This is a genomic window from Mesorhizobium sp. 113-3-9 (assembly GCF_016756515.1).
In the GTDB taxonomy this organism is placed as follows: Bacteria; Pseudomonadota; Alphaproteobacteria; order Rhizobiales; family Rhizobiaceae; genus Mesorhizobium.
Map to the genome: position 1 here is coordinate 1,319,027 of NZ_AP023246.1, position 16,314 is coordinate 1,335,340.

Genomic DNA, 16,314 nt, shown 5'->3' on the forward strand with positions numbered 1-16,314 from the left:
ATAAAATGCGAACCGCTCTAGTATCCATGCCGTGACGCTGGCCAAAGGGCTCGGCGGAACAGAATTCCGCACCGTCTACGGTGGCGTTGATGTCGCGGCATGGATCCCGGGGTCTGCGCCGCGTCGCTGCGCTCCTTGCTTCGCCCCAGGATGACGAAGTTAGGGGCGTGGCGCCCAATCGCCACAGTGCCTAATTATCCACCCTCCCGAAGGGCGGCACATTGCCGATGGCGGTGTGCCGGTCCTTGCCGCAGGCAAAGGTGCGCGCCTTCTCGTCGGCGAGTTTTCGCGCCTGATCGTTGGCTTGCGGGTTACCGGTGGCCAGGACAAGGCCGACCGCGCAGCTTTCCCGCGCATCCATCTGGCCGACCTTGGCGACGAGCAGCACCTCAATCGACTTGTTCTCGTCCTCGCCATTGCTGATTGTGCGGCGGTGGATGACCGCGAAGGGCACGGCCTTGTCGCCATTGGTTTCGATGCGCCATTCGACCTTGGCTCCGGATGAATTGAAGCCTGAAAAACTCTCCCAGGCGGACGTCATGTCGCCGCCCGGCGGAAAACCGTAAAACAGCGATTCGCGGGCGTCGTCATAGGCGATCAGCACGGGATAGCCGCGGTAGCCGGAGCAGGCGAGATCGGCCCAGTCGCCATCGCCTTCACCAGCCTGCGCGTAAGTCACGCAGTCCTTCTTCCAGTCGAGGTCGGTGTAGGCGCTGGAAATGTCGCCGGCATGGGCTGCCTGGCAGAGACCGGCGAGGGCAAGCGGGATCAGAACGGCACGCATGACGGACACCTCCGGTTCGAGCCGGAGCAGCGTACCGGCAATCGCTATTTCTTCAAGCTCGCTTCGATCAGCAGATCGGCGTTGCGGGCAACCGATTGCGCGGGGCCGCCGAGCCCGAACAACTGGCCGCTGATATAGGCGCCCTCGATCAAGAGCAGCAGCCCGTCGCCCAGCGTATCGGCGTCGCCGGCGCCCATCGCCGCGGCCATGGCGCGCAGGCGGCGGCGCAGCTCCTGCTTGTTGTCTTCACTCACCACGCGCGCCGGATGGCCGCGCTCGGGATATTCGACCGCCGCATTGGTCATGCCGCAGCCGCGATATTCCGGCATCTGCGTGCGTTTGCCGATGCGGGTCAGGAAGGCGCGGATCTGCGCCCGCGGATCGCCCGGATGGGCGTTGACCGCCTCGTCGAAACGCCCCCAGAACTCAAGGTCGTACCGCCTGAGATAGGAAGCGGCCAATTCGTCCTTGGACGGGAAACTACGATAGAGGCTGGGCTTGGTGACGCCGGCGCGCCTGACGATCTCGTCGACGCCGATCGCCCTGATGCCGCGCCGGTAGAACAGGTCATATGCCACGTCGAGGATCTTCTTGGCGGCCTTCGGCGGCGCCGGTGCATGACCGTCGCTGATCGTCAGTTCAATATTTTTGTCGGTTGGCATCATGGGACTCGATTGACAATGTTACCGATCGGTACGTATACATGCTCCCTTCTTGCAACGTACCGGTCAGTAACATGATAGCCCAATCCCGTCCATTTGGCCAGCGCTACGCTTTCGTCGTGGTCGGTGTCATCTTCCTCTGCCTGCTGATCGCGGCCGGCCTGCGGTCCGCGCCCGCTGTCATGATGCTGCCGCTGGAAAACAGTTTTGGCTGGCGGCGCGACGTTATCTCGCTGGCCGCAGGCGTCGGCATCCTGCTCTATGGCCTGACCGGTCCGTTCGCCGCCGCGCTGATGGAGCGGATCGGGATGCGCCGCACGCTGATCGCGTCGCTGGTGGTGATGTCGGGCTCGACGGCGCTCAGCCTGCTGATGACCGAACCATGGCATCTGTTCATCACCTGGGGCGTCTTCTCGGGTATCGGTTCCGGCGCTGTCGCCAGCGTGCTCGGCGCCACCATCGTCAACCGCTGGTTCAAGACCAATCGCGGCCTGGTCATGGGCTTAATGTCGGCCTCAAGTGCCACCGGCCTGCTGGTGTTCCTGCCGCTGCTTGCCTCGCTGGCGCAATCGGGAGGCTGGAAGCCGGTCGCCATCGCGGTCGCGATCGCCACCGCCTGTCTTCTGCCGCTGGTCTGGCTGCTGGTGCCGGAGCGCCCGGCCTCGATCGGCATGGTGCGCTATGGCGCCGAGGCCGATGACGTGCCGCCGGTCTCGCCCGCATCGCAAGGCAATTTCCTGGCGCATACGCTGAACACGCTGCGCCGCGCCGCCGGCACAAGGGTGTTCTGGTACCTGTTCGCCACCTTCTTCGTCTGCGGCTTCACCACCAACGGGCTGGTCGGAACGCATCTGATCGCCTTCTGCGGCGATATGGGCATCGGCGAGGTGCAGGCAGCCGGCCTGTTGTCGATGATGGGCATTTTCGACCTGATCGGCACGACGCTGTCGGGCTGGCTGACCGACCGCTTCGACCCGCGCAAGCTGCTCGGTGTCTACTATGCCATCCGTGGCCTGTCGCTGATCTACCTGCCCTATTCCGGCTTCTCGGCCACCAGCCTGATCATTTTCGCCGTGCTCTACGGCCTCGATTGGATCGCGACCGTGCCGCCGACACTGCGGCTCGCCAACGAGGCGTTCGGCGACCGCAGCGGCCCGATCGTGTTCGGCTGGATCGTTGCCGGACACCAGGTTGGCGCCGCGGCCGCGGCCGCCTTTGGCGGCACCATGCGCGAGCTGCAGGGCAATTACGAGCTGGCCTTCCTCATCGCAGGCATGACGGCCATCGCGGCGGCCTGTATCTCGCTGCTGATCAACACCAGCCGGCCAGCGTTCGACCCGGAACCGCAAGCCGCTTGACGTGGTGAGGCCTTGTGATCTCCCCCATCGAGGGGGAGATGTCGCCGAAGGGCGACAGAGGGGGACCTCGCGTGAAGCGCTGACGTCCTGCGCCTGCGAGAATGAGTTGAGCCCGGTCGAACCGACCACCTCTGGCCTGCCGGCCATCTCCCCCTCAACGAGGGAGATTGGCAGCTTCGACCCCGCTAGTTCCGTGATGGGATTCTAATCCGGGTAGCAGACCATCGGAATGTTCGGCCACACCGCGCTGTCGCAGTTGGCGGCGGCTTGGCGCTGCTTGAAGGCGGCGGTGACCGGGCCGGTCACCACCGGATCGACGCCATCGGGTGCGTCGGCGAAGACCTGTTCGGCCGGCGCATTGGACGGCAGGGCCGGCCGTGCCTCCTTCAGCGTCGCGGCCGACTGCGCGGCATTGGCCGCCAGCAGCATGGCAAAGGCCGCGGATGCGATGAGCGGCCAAAAACGATTGAGTTTATCGGTCATGATGGTCGAACTGTCCGGGTCCTGAAAAGGTTCCCGCCTTGGTTAACAAAATCATCTCACACGCAGATGCTTAAGATTTGATGAGTATTTGGTGTCGCGCGTCCTCTTTCGCAAATGCGAAAAACCCTGTATGAGCCGCGCAACCGAAAGAGGCGGCGCCTTTGGCCTGCTGCCTGCAACGCTCCCGAGACCAGAACATGAAACTCCGTAATATCGCGATTATCGCGCACGTCGACCATGGAAAGACAACCCTGGTCGACCAGCTTTTGAAGCAGTCCGGTTCCTTCCGCGACAATCAGCGCGTCGCCGAGCGCGCCATGGATTCCAACGACCTCGAAAAGGAACGCGGCATCACCATCCTGGCCAAGGCGACCTCGGTCGACTGGAAGGACACCCGCATCAACATCGTCGACACCCCCGGCCACGCCGATTTCGGCGGCGAGGTCGAGCGCATCCTGTCGATGGTGGATTCGGCCATCGTGCTGGTCGATGCCGCCGAGGGTCCGATGCCGCAGACCAAGTTCGTCGTAGGCAAGGCGCTGAAGGTCGGGCTGAAGCCGATCGTCGTAATCAACAAGATCGACCGCCCGGACGCGCGTCATGTCGAGGTGGTCAACGAGGTGTTCGACCTGTTCGCCGCGCTCGACGCCACCGACGAGCAGCTCGACTTCCCGATCCTCTATGGTTCGGGCCGTGACGGCTGGGTTTCGGAAAATCCGGAAGGCCCGAAGGACCAGCAGCTTGCGCCGCTGTTCGACCTCATCGTCAAGCATGTGCCGGCGCCGACCGTTCATCCCGGTCCGTTCCGCATGATCGGCACCATCCTGGAAGCCAACCCCTTCCTCGGCCGCATCATCACCGGCCGTATCGAATCCGGTACGCTGAAGGCCAACCAGGCGGTCAAGGTGCTGCACCATGACGGCACCCAGATCGAAACCGGCCGCATCTCGAAGATCCTGGCTTTCCGTGGCCTTGAGCGCCAGCCGATCGAAGAAGCCCAGGCGGGCGACATCGTCGCCATCGCCGGCCTGTCGAAGGGTACCGTCGCCGACACGTTCTGCGACCTGGCGGTGAGCGAGGCGCTGCATGCGCAGCCGATCGATCCGCCGACCGTGACCATGTCGTTCCTCGTCAATGACAGCCCGCTCGCCGGCACCGAAGGCGACAAGGTGACCAGCCGCGTCATCCGCGACCGCCTGCTGCGCGAGGCCGAAGGCAATGTCGCGCTCAAGATCGAGGAATCGCCCGACAAGGATTCGTTCTTCGTCTCCGGCCGTGGCGAATTGCAGCTCGCCGTGCTGATCGAGACCATGCGCCGCGAAGGCTTCGAGATCGCCGTGTCGCGTCCGCGCGTCGTCATGCAGAAGGGCGAGAACGGCGAATTGCTGGAGCCGGTCGAGGAAGTCGTCATCGACGTCGACGAGGAGCATGCCGGCGTCGTCGTTCAGAAGATGTCGGAGCGCAAGGCCGAGATGGTCGAGTTGCGCCCGTCCGGCGGCAATCGCCAGCGCATCGTGTTCCACGCGCCGACGCGCGGCCTGATCGGCTACCAGTCGGAATTGTTGACCGATACGCGCGGCACCGCCGTGATGAACCGGCTGTTCCATGCCTACGAGCCCTACAAGGGCGAACTGCCGGGCCGCACCAACGGCGTGCTGATCTCCAACGAGCAGGGCGAATCGGTCGCCTACGCCATGTGGAACCTGGAAGACCGCGGCCCGATGGTCATCGACCCGGGCGTCAAGGTCTATCAGGGCATGATCATCGGCATCCATTCCCGCGACAACGACCTCGAAGTGAACGTGCTGAAGGGCAAGAAGCTGACCAACATCCGCGCCGCCGGCAAGGATGAGGCGGTCAAGCTCACCCCGCCGATCCGCATGACGCTGGAACGCGCGCTGGCCTGGATCCAGGACGACGAACTGGTCGAGGTGACGCCGAAGACCATCCGCCTGCGCAAGCTCTATCTCGATCCGAACGAACGCAAGCGTTTCGAGAAGTCGGCCAAGGCGGTCGGCGCGGCGTAATTTCTTCTTCGGACGATTTCTGAGAGGGGCGGAGCATCACGTGCTCCGCCCCTCTCTCGTTCATCCGCCAGCCGCCCTGATGATCGCTTCGTGGTCCGGCTCGCCGGCCAGGTCGAGGCGGATCGTCATTCCCTGGCGGGCCGGCTTGCGCAAGGCTTTGGCTCCGTCCGGATCGACGACCAGCCGGCGCCGCTCCTCCAGCGCCTGCAACCGCGAGCGCGAGATGCCGAGTTCATTGGCAAGCAGACGGTCGAGCCGCAGCGATGTCGGCATTTCCAGCCCGAGCCGCAGTTCCAGGGTCGCCGCGCTTTCCCTGGTACCGCCGAGCAACCGCTTGCGCACCGAAACATCGGCAAACTCCTCGACACGCCCAACCTGGTTGCGCAGGGCGACGACATCGAAGGCATGGCGCCGCGCAAGCCCCAGGTCGTTGCTTTCGAGTGCCTGCAGCAGCGCGGGTTCGATGTCGCGGCGATTGCAGCGCTCGAAAATGCCGAAATTCCAGGAATTGTCGCAATCGACGCAGCGATAGATCAGCCAGACATCGATGCGCTTGCCGTTGGCGTTGACGCGGAATTTGCCGCTGCAGCGATAGGCCTTCACACCGCCGCAGCGATTGCAGTTGATCAGGGGTTGAGGGGCGATTGCAGGCGTGATCGCCCATTGAATGACAAGATGTTGAGACAAGCCGAAAAACCTTCCAGTGCGGAAGTTCTTCAGGCTGGCAATGTCGAGATGCCCATGCGGGCACGGCGTGGCGAGAGCTAGCTATGGTCGGAAGTCAGGTGTCACGGGCGACAAGCACGCGACAGCGGTTCAGCAGTGCCAAACCGGTCTCGAACCGCCGCCTGAGGAACACATGAAAATGAGCAGACACCACTGATGCGGCGCCCTGCAGGTGTGATCAGGGGAGTTGGCGAGACCGGCGGTTACTGAGGCAAAGTGAAGCTCGAAATTGTTTTCGCGGCGGGTCTTCTAGCGACAAGGCGGCGGATGGGCAAGGGCTTCGGCGACCGGCAGAGCAACTGATGCATGACAGGAGTCAATCAATTGCCGACGTCTCTTGAGGGCGAATCTCACGATGGGCGGCAGGGTGCCAAACCACCACCGATCGGATATCCTTCACCCTCCAACGCTGGAAGGCTCCGCCATGCACCTCACCTCGCTGCTGATTTTCGCCGCCGCCTTGTTCGTTGCCGCCGGCTCGCCCGGCCCGTCGATCGCCGCACTCGTGGCGCGCGTCATCTCGAAGGGCTTTCGCGACGTGTTTCCGTTCCTGCTCGCCATGTGGATCGGCGAGGGCATCTGGCTGTCGCTGGCGGTGTTCGGGCTGGCCGTGGTGGCACAGACCTTCCACTTCGCTTTTGTCGTGGTGAAATGGGCCGGTGTCGCCTATCTCGCTTACCTTGCCTGGAAGATGTGGACGGCGCCTGTCGACGCGAAAGAAGGCGAGATGCCGCGCGAGGATTCGCCGGCGAAGCTGTTTTTCGCGGGCATGGCGGTAACGCTCGGCAACCCCAAGATCATGATGTTCTACCTGGCGCTGCTGCCGACCATCATCGACCTGGCTTCGGTCAGCATTGTCGGCTGGGTCGAGCTGACGGCGACCATGGCGGTGGTGTTGATCGCGATCGATCTCGCCTGGGTGCTTGCCGCCTCTCAGGCGCGCAAGCTCCTGAAGAGCAAGCGCGCCATGAAGATCGCCAACCGGATCAGCGCCACGACAATGGCCGGCGCTGCCGCGGCGATCGCTGCGCGGTCCTGAGGCGAGGCGTCAGCCCATCATATTGATGATGGGTGCGATCTCGACGTTGCAGTTCGGCATGGCCAGCATCGGGCAGCCCTTGGCCTTCTCGGCGGCATCGTCGATATCCCTGGCCTCGATGATCGAGTAGCCGCCGGTTGGGTTGCTGCCGCCATTGTTCTCTATCTTGCCGCCGGGCATGACGGTCTTCGACATGCCGACCGGATTGCCCGGGTCGACAACAGCCGAACCAAGCTTTCCAAACCAGCCTGTCCAGGCGTCAGTCATCGCCTTTCGCTCGGCTTCGCTCGTCGGCATCTTTCCGGAGCCGTGATAGACATAGAGAAACTTCGCCATGTTCTCCTCCCTTGATGAGCGGCATCGAACCGGCATGCGGTCATGCCGCCTGCCGATCATCGGACCAAACCGGCAAACAAGCAACGAGAATGAGGAATGCCTAATGTAAGGCGAGGTTGGAGCCTCACCGTGCCATGGCGTGGTATTCGTCGTTCGGCCGCATGTCGATCGCAGCAGCCACACGGTTCGACATGTTGAAGAAGGCTGAAGTCGAGGCGATGTCCCAGATGTCGCGGTCGCTGAAGCCGGCCGTTCGAAGCGCCGCCCGGTCGGCTTCGACGATCTTGGCCGGCTCCTCGGTCAGCTTGACCGCGAATTCGAGCATGGCGGCCTGCCTCGGCGACAGAGCGCCGGCGCGGAAATTCATCACCATCATTTCGCCGAACGCCGGATCCCCGGACAACTGGCGCACCGCCGCGCCATGCGCGGTCAGGCAGTAATAGCAATGGTTGATCGAGGAGACCGCGACCGCGATCATCTCGCGCTCCAGCTTCGACAGGCCCGAATCACCCAGCATCAGATCGTTGTACATGTCGGTGAAGGCGCGCAGCTTCTTGTCGTCGAAGGCGTAGGCCTTGAGCACGTTCGGAACCAGGCCGAGCTTCTCCTCGCATTTGGCGAAATAGGCCTTTGTCGGTTCGCTCAGTTCCCCTGAATCGAGATCAAGCGCGGTGATTTTGCCGGTCATGGTCATTTTCTCCTCTTCGGGCGCCGCCTTGCCGCCGAATTCGGATAATTCTCGGCAAGCCGTCAAACCTTTGTCGCCAAACAGCGGTCATCTGCTACGATAGTCGTAAAAGCATTCGACGGGAGGGAATAGCGTCATGGCCAGCGTGAAATCCGCAGCGAAGCCGAAGAAAAAAACCACATCAGCGACAAAGACCGAGGAAAGGCCAGCCCGGCTCGCCGATTACCTCCTCGCCCGCGCGCCGGCCGAAGACATCGCCGCCTATGACGTGGCGGACCTCGAACGCGCCGCCGACCTCGCCGGCGAGGCGGTCGCCAGGCACAAGAAGGGCGCGTGCGTCGTTGCCGTCGAGACCGATTCGGGCGTCGCTCGCGAAGGCCGCCCGGTGACGGTCATCACCGTCGTCAACGACAACATGCCGTTCCTGTTCGATTCCATCCTCGGCGAGGTTACCGAGACATCAGGTGAGCCGACATTGGTCACCCACCCGGTCATCACCGTGCGCCACGGCAAGCGCGGTGTCGAGGAAATCCTGGGCGACGGCAATTTCGCCAAGGACGACGGCAATCACGACCGGCTGAGCGTCATCCACGTCCATATCCCGCGGCTGACGGCGGACGCGGCAAACGCCTTGACCGAGCGGCTGCGCAAGATGCTTGGCCAGGTTCACGCCGCCGTCAACGACTGGAAGCCGATGCTGGCCCGGCTCGACCAGGCGATCTCCGAGTTCCGCTATTCCGCGGTGCCGCTCGACAAGAAGAGCGTGGCGGAGGCGATCGCCTTCCTGGAATGGCTGCGCGACGACAATTTCACCTTCCTCGGCATGCGTGAGTTCAAATACACCGGCGGCGAGGAAAGCGGCAATCTGGAGCGCGCCGACAAGCCCGGCCTCGGTATCCTCAGCGATCCCGATGTGCTGGTGCTGAGGCGCGGCACCGAAGCGGTGACGACAACGCCCGAGATTCGCGCCTTCCTGCATGGGCCGGAGCCGCTGATCGTCACCAAGGCCAATGCCAAGTCTTCCGTGCACCGGCGCATCTATCTCGATTACATCGGCGTCAAGACCTACACCGCCAAGGGCGTGTTGTCGGGTGAACTGCGCATCGTCGGCCTGTTCACCTCGACCGCCTACACGCGGTCGGTGATGAAGATCCCGTATCTCAGGTCCAAGGCCGAGACCATCATCGCCAAGTCCGGTTTTGACCGGCATGACCACTCGGGCAAGGCGCTGATCAACGTGCTGGAAAGCTATCCGCGCGACGAATTGTTCCAGGTGCCGGTGCCGATCCTGCGCAAGCACGCCGCGGCCATTCTGGGGCTGATCGAGCGGCCGCGCGTTCGGGCGCTGGTGCGCGCCGACCAGTTCGACCGCTTCGTCTCGATTCTCGTCTTCGTACCGCGCGACCGCTACGACAGCGTCGTGCGCGAGAAGATCGGCGCTTACCTCAAGACCGTGTTCGAGGGCCGGCTGTCGGCCTATTACCCGGCCTTCCCCGAAGGCGGGCTGGCGCGCGTGCACTTCATCATCGGCCGCTCCGGCGGCAAGACGCCGAAAGTCGAGCAGGCGACGATCGAGGCGGCGATCCGCGATATCGTGCGCACCTGGGAGGATGCCCTTTCCGACGCGGCGGACGCCGATGGCGGCGACCAGGCGTTGAAGGCCATCGCCGCAAGACTGCCGGAAAGTTATCGCGACTCCTTCAGCGCGGCAGTGGCGCTGGTCGATGCCGGGCGCATCGCCAGGATCAGCGCCGATAATCCGATCGCCATCGACTACTACCGCCATGCCGAGCAGAAGCCGCATCAGGCGGCGCTGAAGATCTATCACCATGGCAGCCCGGTGGCGCTGTCGCGGCGGGTGCCGGTGCTGGAAAACATCGGCTTCCGCGTCATCAGCGAGCGCACCTTCGAGGTCGGCGACGACCAGTCCGGCATGATCAATAGAGATCAGCCCGGCATGGTCTTCATCCACGACATGGAGCTGGAGAACAGCTATGGCAAGCCGATCGACCTTGCCGATGGCGGCGCGCTGTTCGAGGACGCGTTCCTGTCGGTGTGGCGCGGCGATGTCGACAATGACGGCTATAACGGCCTCGCCCAGACGGCCGGCCTGTGGTCCGGCGAAATCACCATCCTGCGCGCCTATGGCCGCTATCTGCAGCAGGTCGGCATTCCGCAAAGCCAGGACTTCATCGCTGCCGCCCTCAACCGTTATCCCGAGATCGCGCGTGGCCTGCACGCGCTGTTCATCGCCCGGCTTGGCCCCACGGCCGAGGGCGATGGAGTGGTGGCGGCAAAGCATCTCAAGGCCAAGATCAAGGATGCGCTGGAGGATGTGCCCAACATCGATGACGACACCATCATCCGCCGCTACCTCAACCTGATCGAAGCCTCGCTGCGCACCAATCATTTCGTTACCGATACGAAGCAGAAAGGCCAGTCCCTGGCGATCAAGCTCGAGTCGCAGGCGGTCGAAGGGCTACCGGCGCCACCGCCGTGGCGCGAGATCTTCGTCTATGGTTCCGAGGTCGAGGGCCTGCATCTGCGCTTCGGCCCGGTGGCGCGTGGCGGTCTGCGCTGGTCGGACCGTGCCCAGGACTACCGCACCGAGGTGCTCGGCCTGGTCAAGGCGCAACAGGTCAAGAACGCCGTGATCGTGCCTGTCGGCGCCAAGGGCGGTTTCTTCCCCAAGCGCCTGCCGGTGGGCGGCAGCCGCGACGCGATCTTCGAGGCGGGCACCTCCGCCTACAAGAATTTCGTCTCCAGCCTGCTGTCGATCACCGACAATATCGGACTGGACGGCGTCATTCCGCCGGCGGGTGTCGTGCGCCGCGACCAGGATGATCCCTATTTTGTCGTCGCCGCCGACAAGGGCACGGCGACCTTCTCAGACACCGCCAACGCCATCTCCGAGAAGCATGGCTTCTGGCTCGACGATGCCTTCGCCAGCGGCGGCTCGGCGGGCTATGACCACAAGAAGATGGGCATCACCGCCAAGGGCGCCTGGGAAGCCGTCAAGCGACATTTCCGCGAGATGAACCGCGACATCCAGACCTCGCCCTTCACCGCCGTCGGTGTCGGCGACATGTCGGGCGACGTATTCGGCAACGGCATGCTGTTGTCGCCGAAAACCAGGCTGATCGCCGCCTTCGATCATCGCGATATCTTCATCGATCCCGATCCGGACATGGCGGCCTCGATGGCCGAGCGCGAGCGCATGTTCGCGCTGCCGCGTTCGAGCTGGCAGGACTATGACAAGAGCAAGCTGTCGGAAGGCGGCATCATCGTCTCGCGCAATCAGAAGTCGATCACCCTGCCGGCCGCGGCCGCGGCGGCAATCGGCCTCGGCAAGACGACCGCCACGCCGGTCGAGATCATGACCGCCATCCTCAAGGCGCCGGTCGATCTTCTGTGGTTCGGCGGCATCGGCACTTACTTGAGGGCATCCACCGAAACCAACGCCGAGGTCGGCGACCGCGCCAACGATGCCATCCGCATCACGGCGCTCGACGTGCGTGCCAAGGTGATCGGGGAGGGCGCCAATCTCGGCGTCACGCAGCGGGCGCGCATCGAATTCGGCATGAATGGCGGCCGCTGCAATTCCGACGCCATCGACAATTCGGGCGGCGTCAATTGCTCCGACGTCGAGGTCAACATCAAGATCGCGCTGGCGTCGGCCATGCGCAAGGGATCGCTGACGCGCCCTGCACGCAACAAGCTGCTGGCCGAGATGACCGACGAGGTCGGCGGGCTGGTGCTGTCCAACAACTATCAGCAGACGCTGGCGCTTTCGATCGCCCGCAAGCGCGGCCTCGCCGACATCGCGCACCAGGCCCGGTTCATGTCGGCGCTCGAAGCGCGCGGCCTGCTCGACCGTGCCGTGGAAACACTGCCGTCACCAGCGGCCCTTGCCGAGCGCGAAGCGCGGGGCGAGCCGCTGACCAGGGCCGAGCTCGGCGTGCTGCTCGCCTATGCCAAGATCGTGCTGTTTTCCGACATCGTCGCCAGCGACGTGCCCGACGGGCATTTCGACCGCGATCTGATGGGCTATTTCCCGGACCGGATGGCGAAGAAATACGCCGCCGAGATCCATGGCCACCGACTGCGCCGCGAGATCATCGCCCGCGTCGTCGCCAACGACCTCGTCAATCGCGGCGGCCCTTCCTTCGTCAACCGGCTGCAGGAGGCCACGGGGCGCACCGCCGCCGACGTGGTGCGCACCTTCGCCGTGGTGCGTGACGGCTTTGCGCTGCCCGCGCTCTATCGCGAGATCGACGCGCTCGACAACCAGATCGACGGCCAGGTCCAGCTCGATCTCTACCAGATGGTGAGCCGGCTGATCTACGTGACCAGCGGCTGGTATCTCAAGAACGATACCGGCACGGCACCCCTTGGCCAGCGCATCGCGGAACTGCAGGAGGCGCGCAAGGCGCTGGAGCCGAAGCTCGTTTCGCTGCTGCCGGCGTTTTCGCGCGAACGCATCGAGGAGAAACGGCACGGGCTGTTCAAGGCCGGCGCGCCTGAGCGGCTGGCCGAACAGCTGGCGCTGAGCGAGGTGGCGGAACTCATCCCCGACATCGCGCTGACCGCGCGGATGGCAAATGCCGACATCGTCGCGGCTGCACGAGCGTTCTTTGCGGTGAGCGATGCCTTCCGCATTCCGCGCGTCGAGGACGCCGCGCGCTCGATCACGCCTTCGGACTACTATGATCAGCTGGCGCTTTCGCGGGCCACCGACACGATTGGTGCGGCGCGTCGCGGCATCGCGGTTGCGGCACTCACCGGTCACGCCAAGGCGGCCGATGCGGTCGCGGCCTGGCTGGAAGCCGGCGGCGAGCGCGTGGCGCGTATCCGCGAGCGGCTGCAGGCGCTGACCGAAGGCGGCGACATCACCGTGTCGCGGCTGTCGGTGGCGTCAGGGCTGATGAGCGACCTGACGGGGATGTGAGGCTTACCTTTCGCCTAGCGGGAGGGTCGCTGCGAAGCAGCGGGGGTGGCGGCGCCAGACCCCCACCCGGACCCTCGGTCCGACCTCCCCACAAGGGGGAGGTAAGGGTTGGCGCCTGCGACGCTTGTGTTTGCATGACCATCGGAAAACATGCAGACATGGCGCGAACCGCCAACGAAGCGTAGGCGAGTGGAGGGGATATGGCCGAGGTAGCAGTGCAGCGTGCGTCCGGGCGCGGCATCTGGGGATGGATGTTCTTCGACTGGGCGGCGCAGCCGTTCTTCACGGTCGTCACCACCTTCATCTTCGGCCCCTATTTCGTTTCGCGCATGGCGGGCGATCCCACCACCGGCCAGGCTGTATGGGGTTACGGCATAGCCGCCGCCGGGCTGGTCATCGCAATATTGTCGCCAATCCTCGGCTCGATCGCCGACCAGACCGGTCCGCGCAAGCCGTGGATCGGGTTTTTCGCGGCGATCAAGATCACCAGTCTCACCTTGCTCTGGTTCGCCGCGCCGGGCTCGAACCTGTTCCTGATCGTGGGGTTGTTCTCGCTGGCCTCGGTGGCGGCCGAATTCTCCACCGTGTTCAACGATTCGATGATGCCGCGGCTGGTGCCGAAGAGCGAGATCGGCCGCATCTCCAACACGGCCTGGGGCCTCGGCTATCTCGGCGGCATGATCGCGCTGATCTTCGTCGTCACCTGTCTCGCCGGCTCGCCGGAGACCGGCAAGACGATCATCGGCATCAACCCGCTGTTCGGGCTCGACCCGAAGCTGGGCGAGGATGCGCGCGCCACCGGGCCGCTTTCGGCCGGCTGGTATTTCCTGTTCATCCTGCCGATGTTCTTCTTCACGCCGGATGCCATCAAGGGCATTCCGATCGGGCCGGCGGTGCGTGAAGGCCTGTCCGAACTGAAATCGACACTGGCCGAGGTACGCAAGCGCGGCGGCATCTTCCGCTTCCTCGTCGCGCGCATGATCTACCAGGACGGCGTCAACGCCTTGCTGGCGCTCGGCGGCACGTTCGCGGCGGGTATGTTCCACTGGTCGATCACCGAGATCGGCATGTTCGGCATTATCCTCAATGTCGTCGCCATCTTCGGCTGCTGGATCGCCGCCCGGCTCGACACCGCGCTCGGCTCCAAGGCGGTGGTGATGATTTCGCTGGTCATGCTGTCCGTCGCCACCATCGGTGTCGTCTCGACCGGTCCAGGCTTCACCTTGCTCGGCCTGATCCAACTTTCGACCTCCGACTCAGGTGGCCTGTTCGGCACGGCCGCCGAGAAGGCCTACATCATGTACGGCCTGCTGATCGGGCTGGCCTTCGGTCCGGTGCAGGCGTCGTCGCGTTCCTACATGGCGCGCAGCGTCACGGCGGCGGAATCCGGGCGCTATTTCGGCATCTATGCGCTCGCCGGACGGGCGACCAGTTTCCTGGCGCCGTTCATGGTGGCGACCATCACCGCGCTGAGCGACTCGGCGCGGCTTGGCATGGCCGTGATCATCCTGTTCCTCGGCATCGGCATGGCGATCCTGGTTCGCACGCCGTACCCGGCGGACCGGCCGGCGGAATAGCTCCACTTCCCTTTCCCCCCAAAAGGGGAAAGGAAGAAGCGCTCAGTGCCTGAAATGCCTGACCCCGGTGAACACCATGGCGATGCCATGTTCATCGGCCGCGGCGATGACGTCGTCATCGCGCATCGAGCCACCGGGCTGGATCACCGCCGTAGCGCCGGCTTCGATCGCCGAGAGCAGGCCGTCGGCGAAGGGGAAGAACGCGTCGGAGGCGACCACCGAGCCCTTGGTCAGCGGTTCGGCCGAGCCTGCCGCCTCGGCCGCGTCGAGCGCCTTGCGGGCGGCGATGCGGGAGGAATCGACCCGGCTCATCTGGCCGGCGCCGATGCCGACGGTGGCGCCGTCCCTGGCATAGACGATGGCATTCGACTTGACGTGCTTGGCGACGCGGAAGGCGAATTTGAGATCGGCCATCTCAGCCGGCGTCGGTGCCCGCTTCGTCACCACCTTCAGCTCGAGGTCGTCGACCGCGGCATTGTCCCGGCCCTGAACGAGCAGGCCGCCGGAGACGGACTTGACCGTCGTGCCGGGCGCGCGCGGGTCGGGCAGGCCGCCGGTGACCAGCAGGCGCAGGTTTTTCTTCGCCGCGACGATTGCCGCCGCTTCTTCGGTGGCGTCGGGCGCAATGATCACTTCGGTGAAGGTTTTCACGATTTCCTCCGCCGCCTCGGCGTCGAGGGTGCGGTTCACGGCGACGATGCCGCCGAAGGCAGAGACCGGATCGCAGGCAAGCGCCTTGGCATAGGCTGCCTTTAGCGACACGCCCTCTGCGACGCCGCAGGGGTTGGCGTGCTTGATGATGGCGACAGCGGCGGAGCGGGCAGGGTCGAACTCGCCGGTGAGTTCGAAGGCGGCGTCGGTGTCGTTGATGTTGTTGTAGGACAGCTGCTTGCCCTGCAGCTGTCGTGCCGTGGCGACGCCCGGACGCTTGTCGCCATTGACATAGAAGCCGGCGCCCTGGTGCGGGTTTTCGCCGTAGCGCATCACCTCGGCCAGCCTGCCGCCGAAGGCGCGCCAGGTCGGATGCTCGATCTCCAGCGCCTCGGCGAACCAGCCGGAAATCGCCGCGTCATAGCTGGCGGTGCGGGCAAAGGCCTTGGCCGCCAGCTTCTTGCGAAAATCCAGCGACAGCGAGCCGATGTTCATCTCCAGCGCGTTCAGCACCGAAGCGTAATCGCCGGGATCGGTGACGATGGCAACATAGGCGTGGTTCTTGGCCGAGGCGCGGATCATCGCCGGGCCGCCAATGTCGATGTTCTCGACGATCGCCGCATAGTCGGCGCCGGAGCGGCGGACTTCCTCGAACGGATAGAGATTGGAGACGACGAGGTCGATCGGCTCGATGCCGTATTTGCGCATCGCCATGGCATGCTCCGGGTCGTCGCGGACGCCAAGCAGGGCGCCATGCACCGACGGATGCAAAGTCTTGACGCGGCCGTCCATGATCTCGGGAAAACCGGTGAGCTCGGAGACGTCGCGCACCGCCATGCCGGCTTCCGCGATCGCCTTGGCCGTGCCGCCGGTCGAGACCAGCTCGACACCGGCCGCGGCCAATGCCCTGGCAAAGTCGATGAGGCCGGTCTTGTCGAAAACCGAGAGCAAGGCACGGCGCACGGGGACGAGATCCGGGGCGGGAATGTTCTTGGCGGCGACGGCCATGGGCTGGCGGCCTTTCACGGCTGGAGG

12 protein-coding genes are annotated in these 16,314 nt (G+C 64.5%); 5 read left to right on the forward strand and 7 right to left on the reverse strand.

Annotation, left to right across the window (positions count from 1 at the left end; all coding sequences use genetic code 11):
- Positions 1-190: 190 nt before the first annotated feature.
- Positions 191-784, reverse strand: a complete 594-nt coding sequence (locus MesoLj_RS06370) for a hypothetical protein (protein WP_202325458.1) — start codon at positions 782-784, stop codon at positions 191-193.
- A 44-nt stretch (positions 785-828) separates the two neighbouring features.
- On the reverse strand, positions 829-1,446 hold the full coding sequence (locus MesoLj_RS06375) for a TetR/AcrR family transcriptional regulator (protein WP_140775962.1): 618 nt from the start codon (positions 1,444-1,446) through the stop codon (positions 829-831).
- Positions 1,447-1,520: 74 nt separating this feature from the next.
- Here MesoLj_RS06375 and MesoLj_RS06380 point away from each other — a divergent pair, with 74 nt between their 5' ends.
- The gene (locus tag MesoLj_RS06380; RefSeq protein ID WP_181180122.1) at positions 1,521-2,804 is read left to right on the forward strand and encodes an MFS transporter; all 1,284 of its coding nucleotides are present in this window, start codon (positions 1,521-1,523) and stop codon (positions 2,802-2,804) included.
- Between the two features lie 204 nt (positions 2,805-3,008).
- On the opposite strand, the gene MesoLj_RS06385 is transcribed toward MesoLj_RS06380, so the two are convergent.
- Entirely contained in the window at positions 3,009-3,287 is a 279-nt protein-coding gene (locus tag MesoLj_RS06385) for a hypothetical protein (protein WP_202325459.1), read from the reverse strand.
- Positions 3,288-3,484: 197 nt separating this feature from the next.
- Between MesoLj_RS06385 and typA the strand changes: the two genes are divergently transcribed.
- A complete protein-coding gene (gene typA, locus MesoLj_RS06390) occupies positions 3,485-5,314 on the forward strand; it encodes a translational GTPase TypA (protein ID WP_202325460.1) in 1,830 nt (609 codons plus the stop codon).
- 60 nt (positions 5,315-5,374) lie between these two features.
- Here typA and MesoLj_RS06395 read toward each other — a convergent pair whose 3' ends face one another.
- Positions 5,375-6,001 carry a DUF1062 domain-containing protein gene (locus tag MesoLj_RS06395; protein WP_202325461.1) on the reverse strand — a complete coding sequence of 209 codons (627 nt, stop codon included), beginning with the start codon at positions 5,999-6,001 and terminating at the stop codon, positions 5,375-5,377.
- A 463-nt stretch (positions 6,002-6,464) separates the two neighbouring features.
- Here MesoLj_RS06395 and MesoLj_RS06400 point away from each other — a divergent pair, with 463 nt between their 5' ends.
- Positions 6,465-7,079: a LysE family translocator gene (locus MesoLj_RS06400; protein ID WP_202325462.1), complete on the forward strand. Its 615-nt coding sequence runs from the start codon at positions 6,465-6,467 to the stop codon at positions 7,077-7,079.
- A 9-nt stretch (positions 7,080-7,088) separates the two neighbouring features.
- On the opposite strand, the gene MesoLj_RS06405 is transcribed toward MesoLj_RS06400, so the two are convergent.
- Both MesoLj_RS06405 and MesoLj_RS06410 read right to left on the reverse strand, forming a co-directional pair.
- A complete protein-coding gene (locus MesoLj_RS06405; RefSeq protein ID WP_056575027.1) occupies positions 7,089-7,415 on the reverse strand; it encodes a YciI family protein in 327 nt (108 codons plus the stop codon).
- 124 nt (positions 7,416-7,539) lie between these two features.
- Positions 7,540-8,103: a peroxidase-related enzyme gene (locus tag MesoLj_RS06410; RefSeq protein WP_202325463.1), complete on the reverse strand. Its 564-nt coding sequence runs from the start codon at positions 8,101-8,103 to the stop codon at positions 7,540-7,542.
- A gap of 136 nt (positions 8,104-8,239) precedes the next feature.
- Here MesoLj_RS06410 and MesoLj_RS06415 point away from each other — a divergent pair, with 136 nt between their 5' ends.
- Together MesoLj_RS06415 and MesoLj_RS06420 are read left to right on the forward strand one after the other, a co-directional pair.
- Positions 8,240-13,051 carry an NAD-glutamate dehydrogenase gene (locus MesoLj_RS06415; RefSeq protein ID WP_202325464.1) on the forward strand — a complete coding sequence of 1,604 codons (4,812 nt, stop codon included), beginning with the start codon at positions 8,240-8,242 and terminating at the stop codon, positions 13,049-13,051.
- A gap of 200 nt (positions 13,052-13,251) precedes the next feature.
- Complete coding sequence (locus tag MesoLj_RS06420) at positions 13,252-14,628, forward strand: MFS transporter (protein WP_202325465.1); 1,377 nt, start codon at positions 13,252-13,254, stop codon at positions 14,626-14,628.
- A gap of 42 nt (positions 14,629-14,670) precedes the next feature.
- Here the strand turns inward: MesoLj_RS06420 and purH are convergent, their stop codons facing one another.
- Positions 14,671-16,287, reverse strand: a complete 1,617-nt coding sequence (gene purH, locus MesoLj_RS06425; RefSeq protein WP_202325466.1) for a bifunctional phosphoribosylaminoimidazolecarboxamide formyltransferase/IMP cyclohydrolase — start codon at positions 16,285-16,287, stop codon at positions 14,671-14,673.
- Positions 16,288-16,314: the final 27 nt, after the last annotated feature.